A 23206-nucleotide genomic window follows, 5' to 3' on the forward strand; every position below is an offset into this window, starting at 1 on the left:
CGCTCGGACCGCAGAACTCCTTCAAAACGGAACCCGTACGGTGAGGCGGTGAGCGCAGACCTGCCCGGGCCCGCCGAGCCGCGGGTCGGCGGGTACGCGGACCTCCGCGGCTACGGCGCGATCGGCGACGGCCGCACGGTCGCGCTGATCGCCCGCGACGGGCGCATCGACTGGCTGCCCGTGCCCGGCATCGCGTCCCGGCTGCTGTTCGGGGCGCTGCTCGACGAGGAGTGCGGCGGCCGCATCGAGCTGCACCCGGAGGAGCCGTTCACGACCGAGCGCTCCTACGTCGACGGCACGAACGTGCTCCGCACCCGCTTCACGACGGCCTCCGGCGTCGTCGAGGTCACCGACGCGCTCGTCACCGGCATCGCCGGGCGGCTGCCGTGGATGCAGCTCGTCCGGCGCGTGCAGGGCGTGGCGGGATCGGTCGCGATGCGGTGGCTCGTCGCGCCCGGTGACCTGCTCGGCGACGAGGGCGTCACCCGTTTCGACACCGGCACCGTGCCGCTCATCCGCTCCGGCCTCACGAACATCACGCTCACCGGGTCCGACATCGGCCGCGAGGACCCGGTGCACCCGGGCAACGGCCCCGCGACGGACTGGGGTCCGGACTTCCGCGGCGCCTTCTCGACCTCGCCGGGCTCCCGGCACGTGCTCTGCCTCGCCGGCACGGAGGACGAGCCGATCCGCGCGCCCGACCCCGTGATCGCCGACCCGTCGATCGACCGCACCCTGCACGGCTGGCAGACCTGGGCGGAGGCGTTCACCTGGGACGGCCCGTGGCCCGAGCAGGTGCTCCGCAGCACCCTCGCGCTGAAGCTGCTGCTGTTCAGCCCCTCCGGCGCGATCGCCGCCGCCGCGACGACGTCCCTGCCGGAGTCCCGGACCGTCGACAAGAACTGGGACTACCGCTACGCGTGGGTGCGCGACCTCTCCTACTCGGTGGACGCGTTCCTCCGGTTCGGGCTGCGGGAGGAGCCGCACGCCGCCGTCGCCTGGGCGCTCAAGGCGCTGAAGCGCAGCACGGAGGACGGCATCGCCGTCTTCCTCGATCTCGAGGGCGACCCGACCGACGGCGTCCACCGGCACCGCGCGGAGGGCTGGCGCGGGCTCGGTCCCGTCGTCTCCGGCAACGCGGCGAGCGGGCAGCTGCAGCTCGGCGTCTTCGCCGACCTGATCTCGATCATGCGGGCGTACACCGCGGACGGGAACCTGCTCGACGGCGCCTCCAGCGACCTGCTCGTCGACCTCGCGGACCGCGCCTGCCGGAGCTGGCCCCGCAAGGACTCGGGCATGTGGGAGCTGCCGGTCGAGCGGCACTACGTCTCGAGCAAGATGGGCTGCTGGCAGGCGCTCGACGCGGCCTGCTCCCTCAACGACATGGGCTACGTGCTCGTCTCGAAGCGCACCCGGCGGCGCTGGGAGAAGAACAAGCGCCTGATCCGGGCGTGGGTCGACAAGCACGGCTGGGACGAGCGGCGGGGCGCGTACCGGATGTGGAAGGGCAGCCGGGAGCTCGACGCGTCCGTGCTGCTGCACACCGTCTCGGGCTTCGACCGCGGCGAGCGGATGTCCCGCACGATCGACGCGCTCCGCGGGGAGCTCGGCCGCGGCCCCCTCCTGTACCGCTACTCCGGCATGGAGCGGGAGGAGGGCACCTTCGTCGCCTGCGCCTTCTGGACCGTGTCGGCGCTCGCCTGCGTCGGGCGCCTCGACGAGGCGCGGCAGCTGATGGACGAGCTGGTCGCGACCGTGCCGAACGACGTCGGGATCATGGCCGAGATGGTCGAGGAGGGCACGGGGGAGTTCCTCGGCAACCTGCCGCAGGCCCTGAGCCACCTGGCGCTGGTCCAGGCCGCGAGCGTCATCCGCGAGCTCTCCTAGCCGCGCCGCCCTCCGCGGATCCGCGAACAGGTCAGAGAGCGGCGGCCGCCTCGAGCACGCGCGCGACCGACTCGTGCTCGCCGATGGAGATGCGGACGCCGTCGCCCGGGAAGGCGCGGACGACGACGCCGTGCTCGTGGAACACGTCGTCCGCCGCGGCGGTCCGGTCGCCGAGCGGCAGCCAGACGAAGTTGCCCTGCGCGTCCGGCACGGTGAAGCCGAGCCCGCGGAGGCCGTCGACGAGCCGGGTGCGGGTGCCGACGATGTCCTCGACGCGGGCGAGGAGGAGGTCCTCGTGCTCGAGCGCCACCGAGCCGGCGAGCTGCGCCTGCCCGGTCACCGACAGGGGGACCGCGACCGCGCGGGCGGCGTCGAGGAGGTGCTCCGGGCCGATCGCGTAGCCGAGCCGCAGGCCGGCGAGCCCCCACGCCTTCGAGAACGTCCGCAGCAGCACCAGGTTCGGGTGGCGCCCGATCAGCGTCGAGCCGTCGACGGCCTCCGGGTCGCGGACGAACTCGAAGTACGCCTCGTCGAGCAGGACCAGCAGGTCGGCCGGGACGCGGGCCATGAAGCGCTCGAACGCGGCCGCGGTGACGATCGGGCCGGTCGGGTTGTTCGGCGTGCAGACGATCACCGCGCGGGTGCGGTCGGTGATCGCGTCGGCCATCGCGTCGAGGTCGTGCCGCGCCTCCGCGTCGAGCGGCACCTGCACGCTCGTGCCGCCCGCGACCGTGACGAGGCCGGGGTAGGCCTCGAACGACCGCCACGCGTAGACGACCTCGCTGCCCGGCTCGCACACGGCGAGCAGGAACTGGCTGAGCAGCGCGACCGAGCCGGCGCCGAGGTGCACCTCCTGCGCCGAGACGCCGAAGCGCGCGCCGAGCTGCTCCCGCAGCGCCGGGCCGGACGCGTCCGGGTAGCGGTTCACCTCCGCGCGGCCGACGGCCTCGACGATCTCGGCGAGCGGCCCGAACGGGTTCTCGTTCGAGGAGAGCTTGTAGCCGTCAGCGACCGCCTGGCGGCCCTGCTTGTAGGCGGGGAGCGCCGCGATCTCCGGGCGCATGCGGACGGGCGAGTCGGCCATGGGGAAAGGGTATTGGGCGGCCGGGCGGGGGCACGGCCCCGGCTCCTAGGCTCGGGGCGTGCACGACGACGCCCTGTCCATCCCGGTCGATGCGGCCGCGGCCGCCGCGCTCTCCGCGCAGGGGCTCCGCATGGCGGTGGTCGACCCCGGCGACCCCGCTGCGACGCGGGCGTGGGCGGAGGCGGACGCCCGCGGCTTCCACGACCCGGCCCGCACGGACGAGGACTTCGCGGACCTGTCCGAGGACTTCCCGCTGCAGCGCTCCGTCGGGATCTACGACGACGGCGGCGCCGAGCCCGCCATGCCGATCGCGACCGTCACCTCCTGGCCCGCCGCGATGACCGTGCCGGGCGGGGAGGTCGACACCTGGGCCATCAGCGCGGTCACCGTCGCGCCCTCCCACCGCCGTCGCGGCATCGCCCGGCAGATGCTCGAGTCCGAGCTGCGGGTCGCGGTCGCGGCGGGCAGGCCGCTCGCGGTGCTGACGGTGTCGGAGGCGACCATCTACCGCCGCTACGGGTTCGGTCCCGCGACGTGGTCGACGGACTTCACGGTCGACGTGCGCCGCGCCGGGTGGCTCGGTGCGCCGACGCCGGGCCGCATCCAGCTGATCGGGCGCGACGCAGCGGTGGAGATCGGCCGGACGCTGCTCCCGGAGGCGCGCCGCGCGACCGTCGGGGACGTGGAGATCGTCGGGCACCGGTTCGGCCGGCTGTTCGGCGCCCCCTCCGACTCGGCCGAGCAGCGGAAGCGCCGGTTCGCCCGCTACGAGGACGCGGACGGCGTCGTGCGCGGCCTGGTCGTGTACCGCGTGAACGAGAACCCGCAGGACTTCTCCGACCTCTCGGCGGACGTGCTGCAGCTCGTGGCCACGACGGACGACGCCTACCGCGCGCTCTGGCAGTACCTGTTCGAGCTCGACCTCGTCGGCGAGGTGAAGGGCTGGCTGCGCGCGGTCGACGAGCCGCTGCGATGGCTCGTGCAGGACTCGCGGCGGATCAGGACGACCGAGCTGCGGGAGCACCTGTGGGTGCGCGTGCTCGACCCGGTGACCGCGCTCGCGGCCCGCTCCTACGCGGGCCCGGGCCGGCTCGCGCTGCGGGTGGAGGATCCGCTCGGGCACGCCGACGGTGTGTTCACGATCGACGTCGACGCGGACGGCCGCGCGGTCGTCGCGGCGGGGGAGCCGAGCGAGCCGGAGGGCACGCCGCTGCTCGAGGTCCCGGTCGACGTGCTCGGGTCGCTCTACTTCGGCGGCGCCTCCGCGGTCGCGCTCGCGCGCGCGGGCCGGTTGGCCGAGCGCACGTCGGGAGACGCGGTCCTCGCGGACCGCCTCCTGCGCTCGCCGGTCCCGCCGGCCCTCATGACCTGGTTCTGACCCGCCCCGCTCGTTCCGTTTTGAAGGAGTTCTCGCGCGTTCGCGCGAAGAACTCCTTCAAAACGGAAGCGGCGGGTCAGGCGGGGAGGGGGACGCCCGTGCGGTCCGCGAGGGCGGCGAGCAGGGCGTCCTGGAAGCGCTCGTCGACGACGCCCGCCGCGGGCCGCTCCTCCTCGAGGTCCTTGAAGTAGCGGCCGGAGACGCGCGCGGCCGGGTCGTCGCTCGTCGCGAGCCAGATCTGCGTCGCCGAGCCCTCGTCGAGGCTGCCGGGGGCGCCCGCGCCGCCCATCCGCGTCTTGATCCAGCCCGGATCCACGGCGTTGCTCCGCACGTCGGTCCAGCGCCGCGCGACGGCGGCCGCGAGGGCCGCGTCGAACAGCTTCGAGTCGCCGTAGGAGGGCCGGTCGAGGTGCGCCAGGTCCGGTCGCCCGCTGCGGTGCATGCCGCTCGACAGGTAGACGAGGCGGTCCGGCCGCGTCATCAGCGCGGTCAGCAGGTAGGGCGCGAGCACGTTCACGGTCAGCAGCGCCTCGCCGCCGCCGGAGCCGACGCCCGCGTTGTGGATCACCGCGTCGAAGCGGCCGGAGGCGTTCGCGGCCTCGGCGAGGGCGTGCGTCTCGGCGTCGGAGCCGAGGTCGCCGACGAGCACGTCCGCGGCGCCCGGCGCGGCCCGCCGGGTCTCCTCGGCGCGGGCGGCGCTGCGGGCGTGGAGCACGGTCTCGTGCCCCTGGTCGATGAGCCGCTGCCCGACGGCGAGCCCCAGGCCGTCGGCGGATCCGGTGATGAGGACGCGTGCCATGGGACCAGCCTGCGCCGCTCTCGCTGGGAAGGCCGGAGGGCCCCCGGACGTTGCACACAGTACATGCCCGCACAGCTGCTCGACCGCCTCGACCGTCCCGCCCGCCGCCCGGCCGCCCCTCGGCTCTGGGTCCCGAAGCACGTCCTCGTCACCCGCTCCGCGCAGGCGGAGGGACACACCGCGGAGATCCTCCGCCGCGTCGACGCGCTCGGCGTCGAGGACGTCCGGCTGCTCACCGGCGACCGCCTCCCCACCGCGCCGAAGGGCGAGACCGAGCGGGAGGCGTACGCCCGCGCGAAGGCGACGATGGCGGTCGTCGTCGCGCCGCCGTCGGCGCTGAAGCCGCAGCCGATCCCGCCCTCCGCCGACTGGCGCCTCGACCTCGCCCGCGGCTGCCCGGCGCACTGCCAGTACTGCTACCTCGCCGGCTCCCTCTCCGGCCCGCCCGTCACCCGCGTGCACGCGAACCTCGACGCCGTCCTCGCGCCGATCGCATCCCTGACCGGCACCGGCTCGGTGACGACCGGCACCGCGCTGCGCGGCCGGGAGGGCACGACCTTCGAGCTCTCCTGCTACACGGACCCGCTCGGCATCGAGCACCTGACCGGCTCCCTCGCCACGGCGATCGCCCGCGTCGGCACCGGGGAGCACGGCGACGGCGCCTCCCTCCGGTTCACCACGAAGTTCGACGCCGTGGAGCCGCTGCTCGCGCTGCCGCACGGCGGCCGGACGCGCATCCGCTTCTCCGTGAACGCCGCCGAGGTCGAGCGCTTCGAGGGCGGCACGGCCCGCATGCCGGCGCGGATCGAGGCGCTGCGCCGCGTCGCCGCGGCCGGCTACCCCGTCGGGCTCACCATCGCGCCCGTGATGCCGGTCGACGGCTGGCAGGAGTCGTACGGGCGGCTGCTCGACGACGTCGCCGCGGCGCTCGCCGACGTGCCGCAGCCGGACCTGACCGCCGAGGTGATCACGCACCGGTTCACCCCGTCGAGCAAGGAGGTGCTCGAGGGCTGGTACCCGCGGACGAAGCTCGAGATGGACGAGTCCGTCCGCAGCGTCAAGCGGTCGAAGTTCGGCGGCGTGAAGTACGTCTACCCGAAGGAGACGATGCAGGAGCTGCGCGGCTGGTTCGAGCGCGAGGTGCCCGGCCGCCTCCCCGGCGCCCGCCTGCTCTACTCGACGTAGCGGTAGGCGGGGCGGCCGAAGGAGGGCCGGAAGCTCGCGGCGGTCTCGTGGTTCTCGGCGGTGCCGTGCTGCCCGACGACGCCGATGTTCTGCACCCGGCTCGCGAGCGGCGCGACGGTCGTCAGCCCGTGCGCGGGCAGCACGCGGGTGTTGAGGTTCCAGTCCCAGCCGGACTCGAACCCGGGGGAGCCGTTCCAGGTGGAGTAGTCGAGGTCCCAGGTCGGCCCGATCAGGTCGGTCCACGTCGAGCGCCAGGTGCCCCACAGCCAGGGCGAGAAGGCGGTCGTGCGGTGCACCGCCGCCGGCTCGGCGCCGGCCGGCGCGGGGCTGTAGGCGCAGACCGCGGCGACGTCGGCCGCGTCGCGGAACGCGCTCGCGCAGTGCTCGAGCAGGGCCAGCACGTCGTCGGCGACGAGGAGGTCGTCCTCGGTGCGCGCGACGAAGTCGTACCCCGCCGCGAACAGCGCGTCGAGGTGCCGGTGCGGGTTCCGGGCGACGCCGAGCCGCTCCTCGTTCACGACGACCTCGGCGCCGGGGAGGGCGCGCAGCAGCGCCGCGACCTCCTCCTGCACCGGGCCCGGCTCGACCGCCGCCCGCACGTGCCACCCGTCGAGGCCCGGCACCCGCAGCCACGAGTCGACCACCCGGCGGAGGTAGTCGGGGCGGTCGAAGGCCGTGATCAGGAGGGCGTGCCGCACCGCGCCATCGTGGCGGACCGCGGTCGATGCCAGGCTGGGGGCGTGACGGCGGAGCAGGCGGTCGAGCTCGGGATCGTGGTCCTCGTGGGGGTGCTCCTCGTCGTCGCGGCCGCGGCCGGCTTCGGGCCGCGGATCCGCGTGCCGGCCCCGCTCATCCTCGTGGTGCTCGGGATCGCCGTCTCGGTCTTCTCGCCGCTGCCGGACCTCGAGATCAGCCCCGAGCTCGTGCTGACGGGCGTGCTGCCGCCGCTGCTCTACGCCAGCTCGGTCTCGGTGCCGGCGATGGACCTGCGGCGCGAGTTCGGCGCGGTCAGCGTGCTCTCGGTCGTGCTCGTGATCGTCAGCGCGCTGGTGCTCGGCGGCCTGTTCGTGCTGCTGATCCCCGGCCTGCCCTACGCGCTCGGCATCGCGCTCGGCGCGGTGATCAGCCCGACCGACGCTGTCGCGACCTCGATCGTCAAGAACGCGAAGGTGTCGCATCGCGTCACCGCGATCCTCGAGGGCGAGAGCCTGCTCAACGACGCCTCCGCGCTCGTGCTGCTCCGCGCCGCGATCGCGGGCGCCGCCTCGCTGTCGCTGCTCCAGGTGACCGGCATGTTCGCCTACTCGCTCGTCGTCGCGATCGTGCTCGGCATCCTCGTCGGCCGGATCACCACGGCCCTCCGCGCGCGCGTCACCGACCCGACCGTGAACACGGTGCTGTCGTTCACGGTGCCGTTCCTCGCCTCCCTCCCCGCCGAGCTGCTCGGCGCCTCCGGCCTCGTCGCCGCCGTCGCCGCCGGGCTCACCGTCGGCCGCCGCGCGCCGCGCGAGCTGCCCGCGCAGCACCGCCGCTCCGACAGCGAGAACTGGAGCACCGTCAGCCTCGTGCTCGAGGGCGGCATCTTCCTCGCGATGGGCCTGCAGATCTCGCAGCTCGTGAACGCGAACGGCGGCGTCGCCAGCAGCATGCGGGCCTTCTGGATCGCGCTCGCCGCGGTCGCCGGCGTGATCCTGGTCCGGGCGGCGTTCGTGACGCCGCTGCTCTACTGGCTCCACCGCCGCGCCCTCCACGGCGCGGGGATGCGGACCCGGCTGGAGGCGATCCAGCAGGCGATCGCGGACGGGCGGCCGATCGGGGAGGCGCTCGCCGCCAGCCGCCCGGAGGACCGGCGGTCGCGGACGCCGCGTCGGCGGGCCCGCACCCGTGCCCAGCGGCCGGGCGACACCGAGCGCTTCACGAAGCGGCTCCGTCAGGTGCTCGGCGACATCGACTACCTGGCCGCGAGCCCGCTCGGCCCGAAGGAGGGCGCGGTCGTCGTCTGGGCGGGGATGCGCGGCGCGGTCACGGTCGCGGCGGCGCAGACGATCACCGTGCCCGACGGCCCGCTGCAGGAGGTCCGGGACCTGCTCGTCCTCGTCGCGTTCGGCGTCGCGGCGATCTCCCTGCTCCTCCAGGGCGGCACGCTGAACCTGCTGATCCGCGTGCTGCGGCCCCGCGCGGACGACCCGGCGCTCGAGCAGGAGGAGGAGGCCAGGGTCACGCGGATGATCCAGGAGACCGGGGACACGGTGCCGCAGCAGGAGGGGGAGTCGCGGAAGGCGTGGGCCCTGCGCCGCGTGGTCGCCTCCCGGAACGCGCTCCTCGACGCGCGCGACGAGGGCGTGTTCGGGTCGGAGGTGCTGGGCCGCGCGCTCGACGCGCTGGACGCGACCGAGATCGCGATCGACGCGCGGAGCACACCGGCCTCGGCCTCCTAGGGCCGGATCGCGCGCGCGTTCAGCGATCGGTCAGTCGCTCCACATCGCGTGCACCGCTGACGTTCGTACGTTCACGGAACGCCGAGGCGCGACCCCTCGCCGCGACCGGCGGCACGGCCTCCGGCGGGATGGGACCGCACACCATGACCGACGCGACCGACATCACCGTCCACCGGGGCCTGTTCTCCTCCGTCGACCTCTACGTCGAGGACACGGGCGGCACCGGCCGGCCCGTCGTCCTGATCCACGGCTGGCCGCTGTCCGGGGCGTCCTGGTCGGCGCAGGTGCCGGCCCTGCGCGGCGCCGGGTACCGCGTCGTGACCTACGACCGCCGCGGGTTCGGCCGCAGCGACAAGCCGTCCCGCGGCTACGACTACGACACGTTCGCGGAGGACCTGCGGTCGATCCTCGAGGCGCTCGACCTGCGCGACGTCACGCTCGTCGGCTTCTCGATGGGCGGCGGCGAGATCGCCCGCTACGTCGGCCGGTACGGCGAGGACCGCCTCCACAGCGTCGTCTTCGCCGCGGCGGTGCCGCCGTACCTCGCGAAGACGGACGACAACCCGGACGGGCCGCTCGACCAGGCGACCGCGGACGGCATGGAGTCCGGGCTGAAGGGCGACCGGGACGCCTTCTTCCCGCAGTTCGTGCGGGACTTCTACACGGCGAACGGCGTGCTGAAGGCCTCGCCGGCGCAGGTCGACGAGGCCGTCGCGCTCGCGCAGCAGTCCGACCAGACGGCGGCGCTCGGCGCCATGGAGGCGTTCGCGACCACCGACTTCCGCGACGACCTGACGAAGGTGACCGTGCCGACGCTCGTGATCCACGGCGACGCGGACGCGGTCGTGCCCTTCGAGGGCTCGGGTCGCCGCACGCACGAGGCGATCGCCGGCAGCGAGCTCGTCGTGGTCCGGGACGCGCCGCACGGCTTCAACGTCACGGACGCGGACGAGTTCGACCGCGCGCTGCTCGCCTTCCTCGCGAAGTAGCCCGCGGCGTCAGGACGCCGGGAAGCGGCCGCCGGAGGCGCTGCGGACCACCTCGAGCAGGAGGGCCCGCAGCGCCGCCGGGTCGCTGACCGGCGGCAGCGCCTCCGACTCGAGCCGCTGCGCCTGCTCGAGCAGCGCGGCGCCCTCCGGGGTCCTGGCCACCAGCACCCGCCGGGCGTCCGCCGCGTCGCGCTGCCGCGTCACGTGCCCGTGCCGCTCCAGGCGCTCGACCGTGCGCGCCATCGTCTGCAGCTGCACCCGCGCGGACCGGGCGAGGTCGCTCTGGCTGCGGGCGCCCTCGCCGAGCAGGTGGAGGGCGATGAGCCCCGCGTGCGTGAGGCCCACGGTCTCGAGCCGCTCCGCCCAGGCGTGCTCCACGAGCCGGGCGGCCGTCGACAGCAGGCGCCCGGTGGGCCAGTCCTGCGGCGACTCCATCCCCGAAGCCTACGGCGGATGCTCAGCCGGCTGAGGGACGCTGGATGCTCAGCAGGCTGAGGAACGAGGAGGAGTCATGGGACCCCGTCGCGACACGGTGCGAGTCGTCGTGGTGATCGTCTCGATGGTGCTGGCGATCGTGGGCTCGGCCTTCGGGTCCGGCGCCTTCGGCGGCCAGCCGATCCAGGACGCCTCCGGCGGCGCCCTCGCCGCGGACTCGACGCTGCTCGCGCCCGGCACCGGGGCGTTCCAGATCTGGAGCGTCATCTACCTCGGGCTCGCGGCCCACGCCGTCCTCCAGGCGCTGCCCTCGCGGCGGACCGCCGCGCGCCACCGCCGCATCGGGTGGCTCGCGGCCGCGTCGATGCTGCTGAACGCGGCGTGGATCATCAGCGTGCAGCTCGACCTGCTCGCGCTCTCCGTGCCCGTCATCGTCGCGCTCCTCGTCGTCCTGATCGCGATCGTGCTCCGGCTCGGGCCGGCGGAGGGGGCCGCCGAGCGGATCGTCACCGACGGCACCTTCGGGCTCTACCTCGGCTGGGTGACGATCGCGACCGTCGCGAACGTGACGGCCGTGCTGACGGCGGCCGGCTTCACCGGAGCGGGTCTGCCGGCGGACGCCTGGGCGGTCGCGGTGCTCGTCGTCGCCGCGGCGATCGGCGTGCTCACCGCGGTGCGCGACGGTGCCAGGACCACCCCGGCGCTCGCGCTGGCCTGGGGCCTCGCCTGGATCGCGGTCGCCCGGTCCACCGCCGCACCGGAGTCGACCCCGGTCGCCGTCGCTGCCGCCGTCGCCGCGGTCGTGGTGCTCCTCGCGCCGCTGGCGCTCCGGCTCCGCGGTGTCCCCACGCGACGCCCGCTCGGGACCGCCTAGGACTCAGGGTCCCCGTCGGCGGCACGGGGTTGGATGGAGAGCGGGTGCCGGCACCGGAGCCGGCCCCGATCGAGAGGAGTCCTCCATGCCGGACACCGGCTCCGCCCCCGAACCCCTCCGCGTCGGCGTCGTCGGCCTCGGCTTCGCCGGCACGACCGCGCTCGACGCGTTCTCCTCCCTCCCCGGCGTGGAGGTCGTCGCCATCGCCGGGCAGGAGCAGCCGCGCCTCGACGAGCTCGCCGACAGCCGCGGCGTGCCGAACCGGTACCACGACTGGGAGGACCTGGTCGCCCGCGACGACCTCGACGTCGTGACGGTCGGGGTGCCGAACCACCTCCACGCGCCGATCGCGATCGCCGCGCTGTCGAGCGGCAAGCACGTCTTCTGCGAGAAGCCGCTCGCGCCGACCGGGGGCCTCGCGCAGTCGATGGTCGACGCGGCCCGGAAGGCGGACCGCGTGCTCGAGATCGCCTTCAACCACCGCCGCCGCGCCGACGTGCAGTACCTGCGCCGCTACCTCGACGAGCACGACATCGGCCGGATCTACCACGCCCGCTCGAGCTGGCGCCGCCGGGCCGGGATCCCCGGCCTCGGGTCCTGGTTCACCAACCGGGAGATGGCGGGCGGCGGCCCCATGGTCGACCTCGGGCCGCACATGCTCGACATCGCGCTGCACCTGATGGACGAGCCGCGGGTCGAGCGCGTCAGTGCCGTCGCCTACGGCGAGCTGGGCCGCGGCGGCCGCGGCGGGTCCACCGCCGCGAAGACGACGGGCGGCAACCGCGCCTTCGAGGTGGAGGACTTCGCGAGCGCGCTCCTCCGGCTCGACACCGGCGGCTCCATCCACCTCGAGACGTCCTGGGCCAGCTACTCGGCCGACGAGGAGGACATCTCGGTCGAGCTGCTCGGCGCCACCGGCGGCGTCCGGCTGTTCATCCGCGACTACGCCACCGACGGCACGATCCGGCTCTACGGCGAGGAGGCCGGCGCGCCCGTCGTCACCATCCCCACCGTGCACGTGCCGGCCGGGCACCACCTCGCGGTCATCCGCGAGTTCGTCGCCACCGTCCGGTCCGGGCAGTGGGCGAACGCCTACGGCGACTACGCGCTGCACCGCAGCCGGGTGATCGACGCCGTCTACCAGTCCGCCGAGGAGCACCGGGAGGTCGAGGTCGCATGAGGATCACCGTCTGGAACGAGAACGTCCACGAGACCCGGGGCGACGAGGTCGTCCTCGGGCACTACCCCGACGGCATCCACGCCGCGATCGCCGCCGGGCTGGCCGGCGCCTTCTCCGGCGCCGACGACGAGATCCGCACCGCGACGCTGCAGGACCCGGAGCACGGCCTGACGGAGGCGGTGCTCGACGCGACCGACGTGCTGCTCTGGTGGGGCCACATCGCCCACGACCAGGTCGCGGACGAGGTCGTGGAGCGGGTCTTCCAGCGCGTGCAGGCCGGGATGGGCCTGCTCGTGCTCCACTCCGGGCACTACTCGAAGATCTTCCAGAAGCTGCTCGGCTCCACCGCCTCCCTGCTCTGGCGGAACGACGGCGAGCGGGAGCTCGTGTGGACGATCGACCGCACGCATCCGATCACGGAGGGCGTGCCGGACCCGATCGTGATCCCGCGGCAGGAGATGTACGGGGAGCCGTTCGACATCCCGGCGCCCGACGAGCTGATCTTCATCTCGTCGTTCACGGGCGGCGAGGTGTTCCGTTCCGGCGTGACGTACACGCGCGGCGCGGGGCGGATCTTCTACTTCTCGCCCGGCGACCAGGAGTACCCCGTCTACCACCAGCCCGAGATCCAGCGGGTGCTGGCGAACGGCGTCCGCTGGGCCGCTCCGCGTCGCCCGCGCGCCAACGTGACGGCGATCCACAAGCCGGACCAGGGCTGGTTCGCCTCCTGACCCCGCCCTGCTCACGCTTCTGGACGCCGCATCGACGCGGCGGCGTCCAGAAGCGTGAGCAGAACCTCCGGACACGCCCGGAGGCGGCGCCGATTTCTTGATCCCCTCAAGTTCCGGCGAGGCTGGAGGGGATGACCCCGCACCTCGACGCCCCGCACGCGGACCGCCTCCGCACCGCCGGGCTCAAGGTCACGCGCGGCCGGGTCGCGGCGCTCGCCGCGCTCGACGCCCACTCCCACTCGACGGCGGAGCAGCTGCACGCGCACGTCGTCGACGCGGGCGTGCCGATGACGCTGCAGGCCGTCTACCTCGCGCTGCAGGTGCTCACGGACCACGGCGTCACCCGCCGGATCGAGCCCGCCGGCTCCGCCGCGCGCTACGAGCTGCGGGTCGGCGACAACCACCACCACCTCGTGTGCACCGGGTGCTCACGCGTCGTCGACGTCGACTGCGCGCACGGCGAGGCCCCGTGCCTCGTGCCGGCGGACACCCACGGCTTCTCCGTCGCCACGGCGGAGATCACGTTCTGGGGCCTGTGCCCCGGATGCGCCGCGCTGCAGGGCGCCGGCGCAGGACAGGAAGAAGGAGCGGAATGACGGACAGCTACACGACCACGAACAGCGGTGCGCCGGTCGCGAGCGATCAGCACTCGCAGAGCGTCGGCAACGACGGCTCCATCGTCCTGACGGACCACTACCTCGTCGAGAAGCTCGCGCAGTTCAACCGCGAGCGCGTGCCGGAGCGCGTCGTGCACGCGAAGGGCGGCGGCGCCTTCGGCCGCTTCCAGGTCACCGGCGACGTCTCGCAGTACACCCGCGCGGCGCTGTTCCAGCCGGGCGCCGACACGAAGCTCGTCATCCGCTTCTCGTCCGTCGCGGGCGAGCAGGGCAGCCCCGACACGTGGCGCGACCCCCGCGGCTTCGCGGTGAAGTTCTACACGTCCGAGGGCAACTACGACCTCGTCGGCAACAACACCCCGGTCTTCTTCATCAAGGACGGGATCAAGTTCCCCGACTTCATCCGCTCGCAGAAGCGCCTCCCGGGCAGCCACCTCCGCGACAACAACATGCAGTGGGACTTCTGGAGCCTGCAGCCGGAGAGCGCCCACCAGGTCACGTGGCTGATGGGCGACCGCGGCATCCCGTCCTCCTGGCGGAAGATGAACGGCTACGGCTCGCACACCTACCAGTGGATCAACGCCGACGGCGAGCGGTTCTGGATCAAGTACCACTTCCACACGAACCAGGGCCACGAGACGCTGACGCAGGACCAGGCGGACCAGATCGCCGGCCAGGACGCGGACTTCCACATCCGCGACCTCTACGCGGCGATCGAGCGCGGCGACTACCCGACGTGGACGCTCAAGGTGCAGGTGATGCCGTACGAGGACGCGAAGACCTACCGGTTCAACCCGTTCGACCTCACGAAGGTGTGGCCGCACGAGGACTACCCGGAGATCGAGGTCGGCACCATGACGCTCGACACGAACCCGGAGAACTACTTCGCGCAGATCGAGCAGGTCGCGTTCGCGCCGTCGAACTTCGTGCCGGGCATCGACGCGAGCCCGGACAAGATGCTCCAGGCCCGCATCTTCAGCTACGCGGACGCGCAGCGCTACCGCGTCGGCACGAACTACCAGCAGCTGCCGGTCAACGCGCCTGCGGCCCCGCTGCACTCCTACTCGAAGGAGGGCGCGATGAACGTCACCTTCCCGCCCGCCTCGAAGCCGGTCTACGCCCCGAACTCGTTCGAGGGCCCGCACGCCGACCCGGCCCGCGCCGCGGACGCCGGCGGCTGGCGGTCGGACGGCGAGCTCGTCCGCGCAGCCGTCACCCTCCACGCCGAGGACGACGACTTCGCCCAGGCGAACGCGCTCGTGAACACGGTGATGGACCAGGGACAGCGCGACCGCCTCGCGCTGAACGTCATCGGCCACGTCGGGCAGGTCACGATCTCGGAGATCCGGGAGCGCGCGGTGCAGTACTGGAAGAACGTGGACGCGTGGCTCGGCGAGCAGGTCGAGCGGGGCCTCCCGCCGCTCAAGAAGGTCGACGAGGTGGGCGAGCAGCTCTCCGAGCCGACCCCGGCCGTCGGCGACTGGGCGCAGGACAACGTGCCGGAGCCCGCCCCCGCCAAGTAGCCCCGCCTCATTCCGTTTTGAAGGAGTTCCTGCGCTCACCGCGCAGGAACTCCTTCAAAACGGAACGTGCCGCTGAGCCTCGCCCGTCCTCGTTGACCGAGGTGCGAGCGAAGCGATGGGCCCCACGGCCGGTGTTCCCGGGCGAGGGACTCGAGATCAGGCTCAGGCGCGGGCCACGGCCCAACGGAAGCGGTTCAGGAGGCGGTACTCGCCGTTCGGGAACCGGAAGGGCGCCGCTGCCGCCACCACGACGGGGCCGAGCTCCTCGAGGGTCGCGGCGTCCTCGCCGAGCAGCACGGCGGAGACGAGCGCCGCGTCGTCGGCAGCGGCCCAGGGCGCCTCGACGATCCCCGACGCCTCGACGGCCAACCCGTTCGCGGCGAGCAGGGCCTCGAGCCCGCCCGGCAGCCGCTCCGGCAGGTCCGGGGAGGGGTCGTCGCCGTCCGCCTCCGCCACCGCGGCCTCGATCGCGTCGAGGTCGTTCGCCGCGTGCTCAGCCCAGCTCGCGACGGCGATGCGCCCGCCGGGTACCAGCACGCGGCGCAGCTCGGCCAGCGCGCCCTCCTCGTCGTCCGCGAGGTGCAGCGCGTTCACGGCCGTCACCACGTCGAACGAGCCGTCCGGCCACGGCAGGTCCTCGACGCCCGCCTCCCGCAGGGCCGCCTCTGGAGCCGCCCGCCGCGCGAGCGCGAGCATGCCGGGTGCCGGGTCGCAGCCCGCGACCAGGGCTCCGCGGTCGGCCGCGATCCGCAGCAGCTCGCCGCTGCCGCAGCCGACGTCGAGCAGCCTCGCCCCGGCGCCGACGACCGTGGCGTCGAGCAGCGCGGCGTGCGCGGGCGCGGCGGCCGCGCCCCATGTCGCGGCCCACTCGGCCGCGACCGTCGACCAGGCGTCGTCCTCGCTCACCGCTCCATGTTCGCGGATCCGCATCTCCCGGACGACACGCCGGAGCGGCGACCCGAAGAGACGGCGTGTCGCGGAGGAATTGCGGATCCGCGAAGGAATTGCGGATCCGCGAAGGAATTGCGGATCCGCGAAGGGCTGACGGAGGCGCCGCCTACAGTGCCCGCGTGCCCGAGCCCGTCGACGCGTGGTGGGAGCGCCGCCGCGCCTCCACCGGCCGCGACGTGCCCTACGCGGTCGGGCGCTACTTCCACGAGTGGCACCGCTACCCGGTGCTCGTGAAGCAGTACCACTCCGATCTCAACCACGGGATCGTGCTGAGCCAGGTGCCGCTCGCCGCCGACGTGTGGATCCAGTGGCAGTGCGACGCCGGGCATCGCTTCATCGCGACGCCGGAGGAGCAGCGGATGCGCCCGGGCGCGGGGAAGCGCCGCCGGTCGACCTGGTGCCCGCGCTGCGCGGAGGCCGCGCTCGAGCGCCCCGTCGGCGCCGGCGCGTCGGCGCGGAAGCGGAAGGTCGGTCCGCTCTGCACGAAGACGCCGGACCTGCCGCCGGGCGAGGCGTTCGTCTCGGTCTGCGCGCCGAAGCCCGCCTCCGCCGCCGAGCCGGCGCTGCAGCAGCGGCTCGCGAAGCGCCTCGTCTGGGACGCGACGCCGAACGCGATCCGGCTCAAGGAGCCGTTCTTCGACCACCTCGAGGCGTGGCCGGACCTGATCCTCGCCGATCTCCGCATCGCGGTCGAGCTCGACACCGTCGGCCGGTACGGGCTCGAGCACTCCGGGAAGCGGGAGGCGGTCGACGAGCGGAAGGACCGGCTGATCCGCCGCGCGGGGTGGGAGGTCGTCCGGGTCCGGCTCGACCCGCTGCCGCCGATCGGGCCCTTCGACCTCACCGCGCCCTCGATCTCGAACACGCTCGCCGACCGCCTCGTGGAGCGGTTCCGCGAGATCCGCGGCCCCCTGTTCGTCGACGCGTACCTTCGCTGAATGACCGACGTCCGCCGCGTCCGCTTCGGGACGATCGTCCGCCCCGCCGAGGAGACCGCCGACGGCTGGGCGCGGGTCGAGGCGCTCGACGGCTTCCTCGTGCCGCTGCCCGACGGGCTGCTGCTCTTCGACACCGGCATCGCCGCGGGCGACCCGGAGGTCGACGCGCACTACCGCCCCGAGCGGATCCCGCTGCGGGAGGCGCTCGCCGCGGCAGGGGCGCGGCTCGAGGACGTCACGCTGGTCGCGAACTGCCACCTCCACCTCGACCACGCGGGCGGCAACGCCGAGCTCGCGGGCCGTCCCGTGCTCGTGCAGCGGGCGGAGCTGGAGGCGGCCCGCACGCCCGACTACACGGTCGACGGCGTCGTCGACTTCCCCGGCGCCCGCTACGAGGTGCTCGACGGCGAGACCGAGATCGCTTCCGGCGTCCGCCTCGTGCCCACGCCCGGGCACACCCCGGGCCACCAGTCCCTGCTGCTGGCCGACGGGCTGCTGCTCGCCGGGCAGACGCACCTCACCGCGTCCGGGTGGACGGCGGACGCGGAGGCGGTGCGCCGGCCCGCCGACCAGGTCGCGCCGCCGCCCGACTGGTTCGCGGCGCTGCTGCCGCGCGTGCGCGAGGCGCGCTTCGCGCACGACGCGGCGGTCTGGCACGCCTGACGAGGACCTGCTCGGCCCGCCGGTGGGCGAGGTCCGAGGCGTGTGGCAGCGTGGTCCGGTGCGCGCGGACGACGGCTGGCGGGAGGCCCTCGACGGGCTCCTCGGCCCCCGCGCCGCGACCGGGCCCGCAGGTGCGGGCGGATCCGCCGGCGCCGCCGTGCCGCTCGCCCTCCAGGTCCAGGCGCGCGAGCTGCTGCCCCGCACCGCGCACCGCTGGAACGGCCCGACCACCCGTGCGGCGGCGGACGACGCGGTCGGCGGGCTGCGGCTCGGCGTCCGCCCCGTCGCGCGGACGGAGAAGGGGTGGGCGCGCGGCGCGCTCACCTGGCAGTCCCTGCCGCACGTCCGCAACCGGTTGAACCTCGACGTCGCGCAGCACCGCTGGGCGTGTGAGCTCGGCGCGCTCTACCGCGCCGCCGTGCCGGCCGCCGCGGGGCAGGACCCCGACTGGCTCTTCCTCGACGAGGCACCGAACCCGCTCGTCTGGGAGCTGCTCGTGCAGGGCGAGGCGCTCGGCGTCCCGCTCGTCGCGCCCGGCAACGGCTCCGCCCGGCTGGCGGGGGAGGCGTCGCTCGCGCTCGACGCCGTGCGCGTCGCGGAGGGGTTCCGCGTCGCCCCGCGCCTCACCGTCGACGGCGAGCCCGTGCCCGTCGAGCGCGCGCACGCGGTCGGCGACCACGGCGTCTGGGCGGTCGGCGCCTCGCCCGCGCACGTCGTGCTCGCCCCCTTCGCCGCGCGCGTCGACCCGGCGCTGCTCGCCCGCGACCCGCTCGTCGTGCCGGAAGAGGCCGCGGCGGAGCTCCGTGAGCGGTGGCTGCCCGCGCTGCAGGACCGCTTCGCCGTCGTGAGCAGCGACGGCTCCGTCCCCGTCGCGGCGCCGCGACCGCCGCTCCTCGTGCTCGCGGTCCGGACGGCGGAGGACGGCGGCGCGACCCTCACCTGGCGGTGGGAGCGCGTGCACGGCGGTCCGCCTCCGGCCCGCGACGACGTGATCGCGGCGCTGCCCGAGGGCTGGTGGCCGAGCCGCGGCCTCCCGGCGCCCCGTGCCCTCGACGCCGAGGCGGCGCTCGACCTGGCCGCCGACGTGCTGCCCGCGCTGGCGGCGCTGCCCGACGTCGCCGTCGAGCGCCTCGGCGCGCCCGCGCCCGTCGTCGTCACGGGCGAGCCGGTGATCGACGTGACCGTCGCGCCGACCGAGCGCAACGACTGGTTCGACCTCGGCGTGACCGTCACCGTGGACGGCCGCGACATCCCGTTCGGCCCGCTCTTCGCGGCCATCGCGGGCGGGAAGCGACGGCTCCCGCTCGTCGACGGCACCTTCCTCTCGCTCGCGCACCCGCGCCTCCGCGCGCTCGTCGACCTCGTCGAGGAGTCCGCCGAGATCCCGGAGTGGGCCTCCGGCTTCGTCGTCCCGCGGCCGCGGGCCGCGCAGTGGACGGAGTTCGAGGACCTCGCGGACTCGACGGAGGAGGCGGTCGAGTGGCGCGCGCTCCGCGACGCGGTGAGCGCCCCGCCCACCGCGGTCCCGGCGCCGGCCGGGCTGCACGCCGTCCTCCGGCCGTACCAGCAGGAGGGGCTCGAGTGGCTCGCATTCCTCTGGCGGCATGAGCTCGGCGGCGTGCTCGCGGACGACATGGGCCTCGGCAAGACCCTGCAGTGCCTCGCCCTCGCGCAGCACGTCCACGAGACGGCTCCCGAGGGGGAGCGGCGCCCGATCCTCATCGTCGCGCCCACCTCGGTCGCGTCGAACTGGGTCGCCGAGGCCGCGCGGTTCGCGCCGGGGCTCGACGTGCGGCGGGTGGTCGACGCGGACTCCCCGAAGGCGCCGATCGCGGACCTCGTCGCCGGCGCCGACCTCGTCGTCACCACCTACGCCCGCCTGCGGCTCGACGCGACCGCGTTCACCCGGCTCGCCCGCGACGGCGCCTTCTCGGCGCTCGTGCTCGACGAGGCGCAGGCCGTGAAGAACGCGACCGCGCGCACCCACGCGGTCGCCCGCGACCTCCGCATCCGCCGCACGATCGCCGTGACCGGCACCCCGCTCGAGAACTCGCTGACCGAGCTGCACGCGATCCTCGCGCTCAGCACGCCCGGCCTGTTCCCCTCCGTCCGCCGCTTCCGGGAGGAGTACGTGCGGCCCATCGAGGGGCAGCGCGCCGGGTACACGGAGGGCGTCGGCGCCGGGAACGCGCCCGAGGCGAACGCCGCGCACCGGGCCGAGCGGCTCGCCCGCCTCCGCGCCCGCATGCGGCCGTTCGTGCTGCGCCGCACGAAGGAGCAGGTCGCGCCGGAGCTGCCGCCGATCGAGGAGCAGGTGCTCTCCGTCGACCTGTCGCCCGACCACCGCGCGCTCTACGACGTGACGCTGCAGCGCGAGCGCCGGAAGCTGTTCGGCCTGCTGCCCGACATGGACCGGAACCGGTTCATCGTGCTGCGCTCGCTCACCCTGCTGCGGCTGCTGGCGCTCGACGCCGCGCTGATCGACGCGGAGCACGACGGCGTGCGGTCCTCCAAGCTCGACCTCCTCGCCGACGAGCTCGTCGAGGCGCTGGCCGAGGGGCGGCGCGCGCTCGTGTTCAGCCAGTTCCCCTCCTACCTCCGCCTCGTCGGCGCGCGCCTCGAGGAAGAGGGCGTGCCCTGGACGCTGCTCGAGGGCGGCACCCGCGACCGCGACGCGGTGATCGAGCGGTTCCGCACCGGCGAGGCGGCGGTGTTCCTGATCAGCCTCAAGGCCGGCGGGTTCGGCCTGAACCTGACGGAGGCGGACCTCGTCTACCTGCTCGACCCGTGGTGGAACCCGGCCGCGGAGGCGCAGGCGATCGACCGCGCGCACCGCATCGGGCAGGACAAGCCGGTGACCGTGCGGCGCCTGGTCGCCGCGGGGACGATCGAGGAGAAGGTGCTCGCGCTGCAGCAGCGGAAGCAGGACCTCTTCGACGCGGTCGTCGACGACGGCGAGCCCTTCTCCGCGGCGCTCACCGCCGACGACGTCCGCGACCTCCTCGCCTAGCGTCCCCCGCTGGTCGAGGTGCGAGCGCAGCGAGCCTCGAGACCACGCCCGGCCGCGCTGTGTCCCTCAGGCGGCGCGTTCGAGCGTGTGGCGCACGCGCGGGTTCACGACGTCGCCGCCCGCGACGTTGACGCCGGCGGCGAGGGCGGGGTCGGCGCCGGTCGCGGCCTCCCAGCCGCGGTCCGCGACCGCCAGCACATAGGGGAGCGTCGCGTTGGTCAGCGCGCGGGTCGAGGTCGCGGGCACCGCTCCCGGCATGTTCGCGACGCAGTAGTAGACGGCGTCGTGCACGCGGAACACCGGGTCGTCGTGGGTGGTGGGCCGGGAGCCCTCGAAGCAGCCGCCCTGGTCGATCGCGATGTCGACGAGCACGCTGCCCGGCCGCATCGCGGCGACCATCTCGTCGGTCACGAGCTTCGGCGCGCGCTCGCCCGGGATCAGCACGGAGCCGATCACGAGGTCGGCGTCCCGCAGCTGGTCGGCGATCTCCGCGTAGGTGGAGGTGCGGGTCTGGATCCGGTCGCCGAAGCGCACCTCGAGCTGCCGGAGGCGGGGGAGGGCGACGTCGATCACGGTCACGTCCGCGCCGAGCCCGACCGCCGCGGCGGTCGCGTGCTCGCCCGCGGTGCCGCCGCCGATGACCACGACCTTCGCCTTCGGCGTGCCGGCCACGCCGCCGAGCAGCAGGCCCGCGCCGCCCTCCGGCCGCAGCAGGTGGTACGCGCCGACCTGCACCGAGAGGCGCCCGGCGACCTCGCTCATCGGGATGAGCAGCGGCAGGCTGCGGTCCGGCAGCTGCACGGTCTCGTAGGCGATCGCGGTGGTGCCGGAGGTGACCAGCGCGTCGACGAGCGGCCGGTCCGCGGCGAGGTGGAGGTAGGTGAAGACGGTCTGGTCGGCGTGCAGGAAGCCGTACTCGGACTCGATCGGCTCCTTCACCTTGAGCAGCAGCTCGGCGTCGCCCCACACCGCCGCCGCGCCGTCGACGACTCGGGCGCCGGCCGCGGCGTAGGCGTCGTCGGAGAAGCCGGACCCGGCTCCCGCGCCCGCCTGCAGCAGCACCTCGTGCCCTCGGCGCCCCAGCTCGATCACCCCGCCCGGCGTGAGGGCGACACGGCTCTCGTTGTTCTTCACCTCGGTCGGGACGCCGATGCGCATCCGCTGCTCCTTCCGGTCGTGGTGCGGCTCGTGACCGCCTCCGGCGCCATCATCCCGACGCGGGCTGGGCGGCGTCCAGGCCCCGGGGGCGGGCGGCTGCCAGACTGGCCGCCTGATGCGAGCGGGTGAGGAGCAGCGGGCCTCCCGCGCGGGCATCGCGCTGCTGCTCGCCGCGATCGCGCTGCTCGCGTTCCAGCTGCGCAGCCCCCTCGTCGCCCTCGCGCCGGTCGCCGCGGAGGCGCAGCGCGACTGGGCCGTCTCGCCCGCGGGGTTCGGCCTGCTGACGACCGTGCCGCTGCTCTGCTTCGGGCTCGCGACGCCGATCGCGCCCTGGCTCGCGCGCCGCATCGGGCTCGAGGGCGCGATCGAGGTGTGCATCGGCGGGATCGTCGTCGCGACGGTCCTCCGCTCGATCGACGGGTTCGGCGTCGCGATCGCCGCCGTGATCCTGCTCGGCCTCGCCATCACGATCGGCAACGTGCTCGTGCCGACCGTGATCCGCCGCGACGTGCCCGCCCGGGGCCGCGGCGTCGCGACGAGCGTCTACTCGGTCGCGATCAACGTCGGCACGGTCATCACCTCGCTCGTCACCGTGCCGCTCGCCGGGCTGTTCGGCTGGCGCGTCGCGGTGGCCGCCTGGAGCGTCGCGGGCATCGTCACGGCGATCGTGTGGCTCGTCGTCCTGCAGCGCAGCCGCCGGGCCGCGCCGCTGCTGCCGCCGCCCGCCCCCGGGACGCTCGCCCGGTTCCGCCCGGACGGCCTCGCGGTGCTGCTCGCGGTCGCCTTCGCGTCGCAGTCCTCCAGCTACTACGGCATCACCACCTGGCTGCCGACGCTGCTCGCCGACGAGCGCGGCTACTCCGCGACCGTCGCCGGCACCGCCTCCTCGGTCTTCCAGCTCGCGGGCATCGCCGGCGCCGTGTTCGTGCCGCTGCTGCGCCTCCGCTTCCGGCCCCGGACGGTGATCGGCCTGATCGGCGTGCTCTGGGTGAGCCTGCCGGTCGTGCTGCTCGTCGCGCCGGAGCACTTCGTGATCGGCAGCGTGCTCGGCGGCATCGCGCAGGGCGGCGGCTTCACGTCGATCTTCACGATCATCGCGGAGGTGGGCGGCGACGCCCGCCGGACGACCGCGCTGTCCGCCTTCGTCCAGTCCTGCGGCTACCTGGTCGCCGCGGTCGCGCCGCCCGCCGTCGGCGCGGTGCACCAGGCCGCCGGGAACTGGATCGCGCCGATGCTCGTGGTGCTCGGCTCGACCCTCTGCTTCCTCGTCTTCGGCGTGCTCGCCGCGACGCTCGCGAGCCGCCGCGCCCCCGCCTGACCTCGCGGATCCGCAGTTCCCGCCCGACACGCCGGGGTGTGCGCGTCC

At 74.5% G+C, this 23206-nt stretch carries 20 protein-coding genes; 14 read left to right on the forward strand and 6 right to left on the reverse strand.

The window, feature by feature from the left end:
- The first annotated feature begins 48 nt into the window (after positions 1 to 48).
- Entirely contained in the window at positions 49 to 1887 is a 1839-nt protein-coding gene (locus D1781_RS04060; RefSeq protein ID WP_233550974.1) for a glycoside hydrolase family 15 protein, read from the forward strand.
- 31 nt (positions 1888 to 1918) lie between these two features.
- On the opposite strand, the gene D1781_RS04065 is transcribed toward D1781_RS04060, so the two are convergent.
- Entirely contained in the window at positions 1919 to 2971 is a 1053-nt protein-coding gene (locus D1781_RS04065) for a histidinol-phosphate transaminase (protein WP_119480961.1), read from the reverse strand.
- Positions 2972 to 3029: 58 nt separating this feature from the next.
- Here D1781_RS04065 and D1781_RS04070 point away from each other — a divergent pair, with 58 nt between their 5' ends.
- Entirely contained in the window at positions 3030 to 4349 is a 1320-nt protein-coding gene (locus D1781_RS04070; RefSeq protein ID WP_119480962.1) for a GNAT family N-acetyltransferase, read from the forward strand.
- Positions 4350 to 4425: 76 nt separating this feature from the next.
- Here D1781_RS04070 and D1781_RS04075 read toward each other — a convergent pair whose 3' ends face one another.
- Positions 4426 to 5148 (reverse strand): SDR family NAD(P)-dependent oxidoreductase, encoded by a 723-nt coding sequence (locus tag D1781_RS04075; protein ID WP_119480963.1) that lies wholly within the window; start codon positions 5146 to 5148, stop codon positions 4426 to 4428.
- A 63-nt stretch (positions 5149 to 5211) separates the two neighbouring features.
- Here D1781_RS04075 and D1781_RS04080 point away from each other — a divergent pair, with 63 nt between their 5' ends.
- Entirely contained in the window at positions 5212 to 6333 is a 1122-nt protein-coding gene (locus D1781_RS04080; protein ID WP_119480964.1) for a spore photoproduct lyase family protein, read from the forward strand.
- Here D1781_RS04080 and D1781_RS04085 read toward each other — a convergent pair.
- Positions 6321 to 7031: a glycosyltransferase family 2 protein gene (locus tag D1781_RS04085; protein ID WP_119480965.1), complete on the reverse strand. Its 711-nt coding sequence runs from the start codon at positions 7029 to 7031 to the stop codon at positions 6321 to 6323. The genes D1781_RS04080 and D1781_RS04085 overlap by 13 nt on opposite strands.
- A gap of 42 nt (positions 7032 to 7073) precedes the next feature.
- On the opposite strand from D1781_RS04085, the gene D1781_RS04090 reads away from it, so the two are divergent.
- Positions 7074 to 8771 (forward strand): cation:proton antiporter, encoded by a 1698-nt coding sequence (locus tag D1781_RS04090; RefSeq protein ID WP_119481726.1) that lies wholly within the window; start codon positions 7074 to 7076, stop codon positions 8769 to 8771.
- A 143-nt stretch (positions 8772 to 8914) separates the two neighbouring features.
- Positions 8915 to 9760, forward strand: coding sequence for an alpha/beta fold hydrolase (locus D1781_RS04095; RefSeq protein ID WP_119480966.1), 846 nt, complete (start codon positions 8915 to 8917; stop codon positions 9758 to 9760).
- 9 nt (positions 9761 to 9769) lie between these two features.
- Here the strand turns inward: D1781_RS04095 and D1781_RS04100 are convergent, their stop codons facing one another.
- Positions 9770 to 10195 (reverse strand): MarR family winged helix-turn-helix transcriptional regulator, encoded by a 426-nt coding sequence (locus D1781_RS04100; protein WP_119480967.1) that lies wholly within the window; start codon positions 10193 to 10195, stop codon positions 9770 to 9772.
- A gap of 76 nt (positions 10196 to 10271) precedes the next feature.
- On the opposite strand from D1781_RS04100, the gene D1781_RS04105 reads away from it, so the two are divergent.
- The 5 genes from D1781_RS04105 to D1781_RS04125 all read left to right on the forward strand — a co-directional run bounded on the left by D1781_RS04105 (position 10272) and on the right by D1781_RS04125 (position 15120).
- Positions 10272 to 11069 carry a TspO/MBR family protein gene (locus D1781_RS04105; RefSeq protein ID WP_119480968.1) on the forward strand — a complete coding sequence of 266 codons (798 nt, stop codon included), beginning with the start codon at positions 10272 to 10274 and terminating at the stop codon, positions 11067 to 11069.
- Between the two features lie 85 nt (positions 11070 to 11154).
- On the forward strand, positions 11155 to 12249 hold the full coding sequence (locus D1781_RS04110; RefSeq protein WP_119480969.1) for a Gfo/Idh/MocA family protein: 1095 nt from the start codon (positions 11155 to 11157) through the stop codon (positions 12247 to 12249).
- Positions 12246 to 12980 (forward strand): ThuA domain-containing protein, encoded by a 735-nt coding sequence (locus tag D1781_RS04115; RefSeq protein WP_119480970.1) that lies wholly within the window; start codon positions 12246 to 12248, stop codon positions 12978 to 12980. Before D1781_RS04110 ends, D1781_RS04115 begins: the two co-directional genes overlap by 4 nt.
- A 131-nt stretch (positions 12981 to 13111) precedes the next feature.
- A complete protein-coding gene (locus D1781_RS04120) occupies positions 13112 to 13576 on the forward strand; it encodes a Fur family transcriptional regulator (protein ID WP_119480971.1) in 465 nt (154 codons plus the stop codon).
- Complete coding sequence (locus tag D1781_RS04125; protein ID WP_119480972.1) at positions 13573 to 15120, forward strand: catalase; 1548 nt, start codon at positions 13573 to 13575, stop codon at positions 15118 to 15120. Before D1781_RS04120 ends, D1781_RS04125 begins: the two co-directional genes overlap by 4 nt.
- A gap of 162 nt (positions 15121 to 15282) precedes the next feature.
- On the opposite strand, the gene D1781_RS04130 is transcribed toward D1781_RS04125, so the two are convergent.
- Positions 15283 to 16026, reverse strand: a complete 744-nt coding sequence (locus D1781_RS04130) for a class I SAM-dependent methyltransferase (RefSeq protein WP_233550976.1) — start codon at positions 16024 to 16026, stop codon at positions 15283 to 15285.
- Positions 16027 to 16190: 164 nt separating this feature from the next.
- Here D1781_RS04130 and D1781_RS04135 point away from each other — a divergent pair, with 164 nt between their 5' ends.
- From D1781_RS04135 to D1781_RS04145, 3 genes are read left to right on the forward strand one after another with little or no spacing between them, the layout of a single operon-like run.
- A complete protein-coding gene (locus tag D1781_RS04135) occupies positions 16191 to 17009 on the forward strand; it encodes a hypothetical protein (protein WP_119480974.1) in 819 nt (272 codons plus the stop codon).
- Entirely contained in the window at positions 17010 to 17672 is a 663-nt protein-coding gene (locus D1781_RS04140) for an MBL fold metallo-hydrolase (RefSeq protein ID WP_119480975.1), read from the forward strand.
- A 58-nt stretch (positions 17673 to 17730) separates the two neighbouring features.
- Positions 17731 to 20682, forward strand: a complete 2952-nt coding sequence (locus tag D1781_RS04145) for a DEAD/DEAH box helicase (protein WP_147392033.1) — start codon at positions 17731 to 17733, stop codon at positions 20680 to 20682.
- A gap of 66 nt (positions 20683 to 20748) precedes the next feature.
- On the opposite strand, the gene ald is transcribed toward D1781_RS04145, so the two are convergent.
- Positions 20749 to 21840, reverse strand: a complete 1092-nt coding sequence (ald, locus tag D1781_RS04150; RefSeq protein ID WP_119480977.1) for an alanine dehydrogenase — start codon at positions 21838 to 21840, stop codon at positions 20749 to 20751.
- A gap of 115 nt (positions 21841 to 21955) precedes the next feature.
- Here ald and D1781_RS04155 point away from each other — a divergent pair, with 115 nt between their 5' ends.
- Positions 21956 to 23158 carry an MFS transporter gene (locus tag D1781_RS04155; RefSeq protein WP_119480978.1) on the forward strand — a complete coding sequence of 401 codons (1203 nt, stop codon included), beginning with the start codon at positions 21956 to 21958 and terminating at the stop codon, positions 23156 to 23158.
- Positions 23159 to 23206: the final 48 nt, after the last annotated feature.

This window comes from Amnibacterium setariae (assembly GCF_003581425.1).
Lineage (GTDB): Bacteria > Actinomycetota > Actinomycetes > Actinomycetales > Microbacteriaceae > Amnibacterium > Amnibacterium setariae.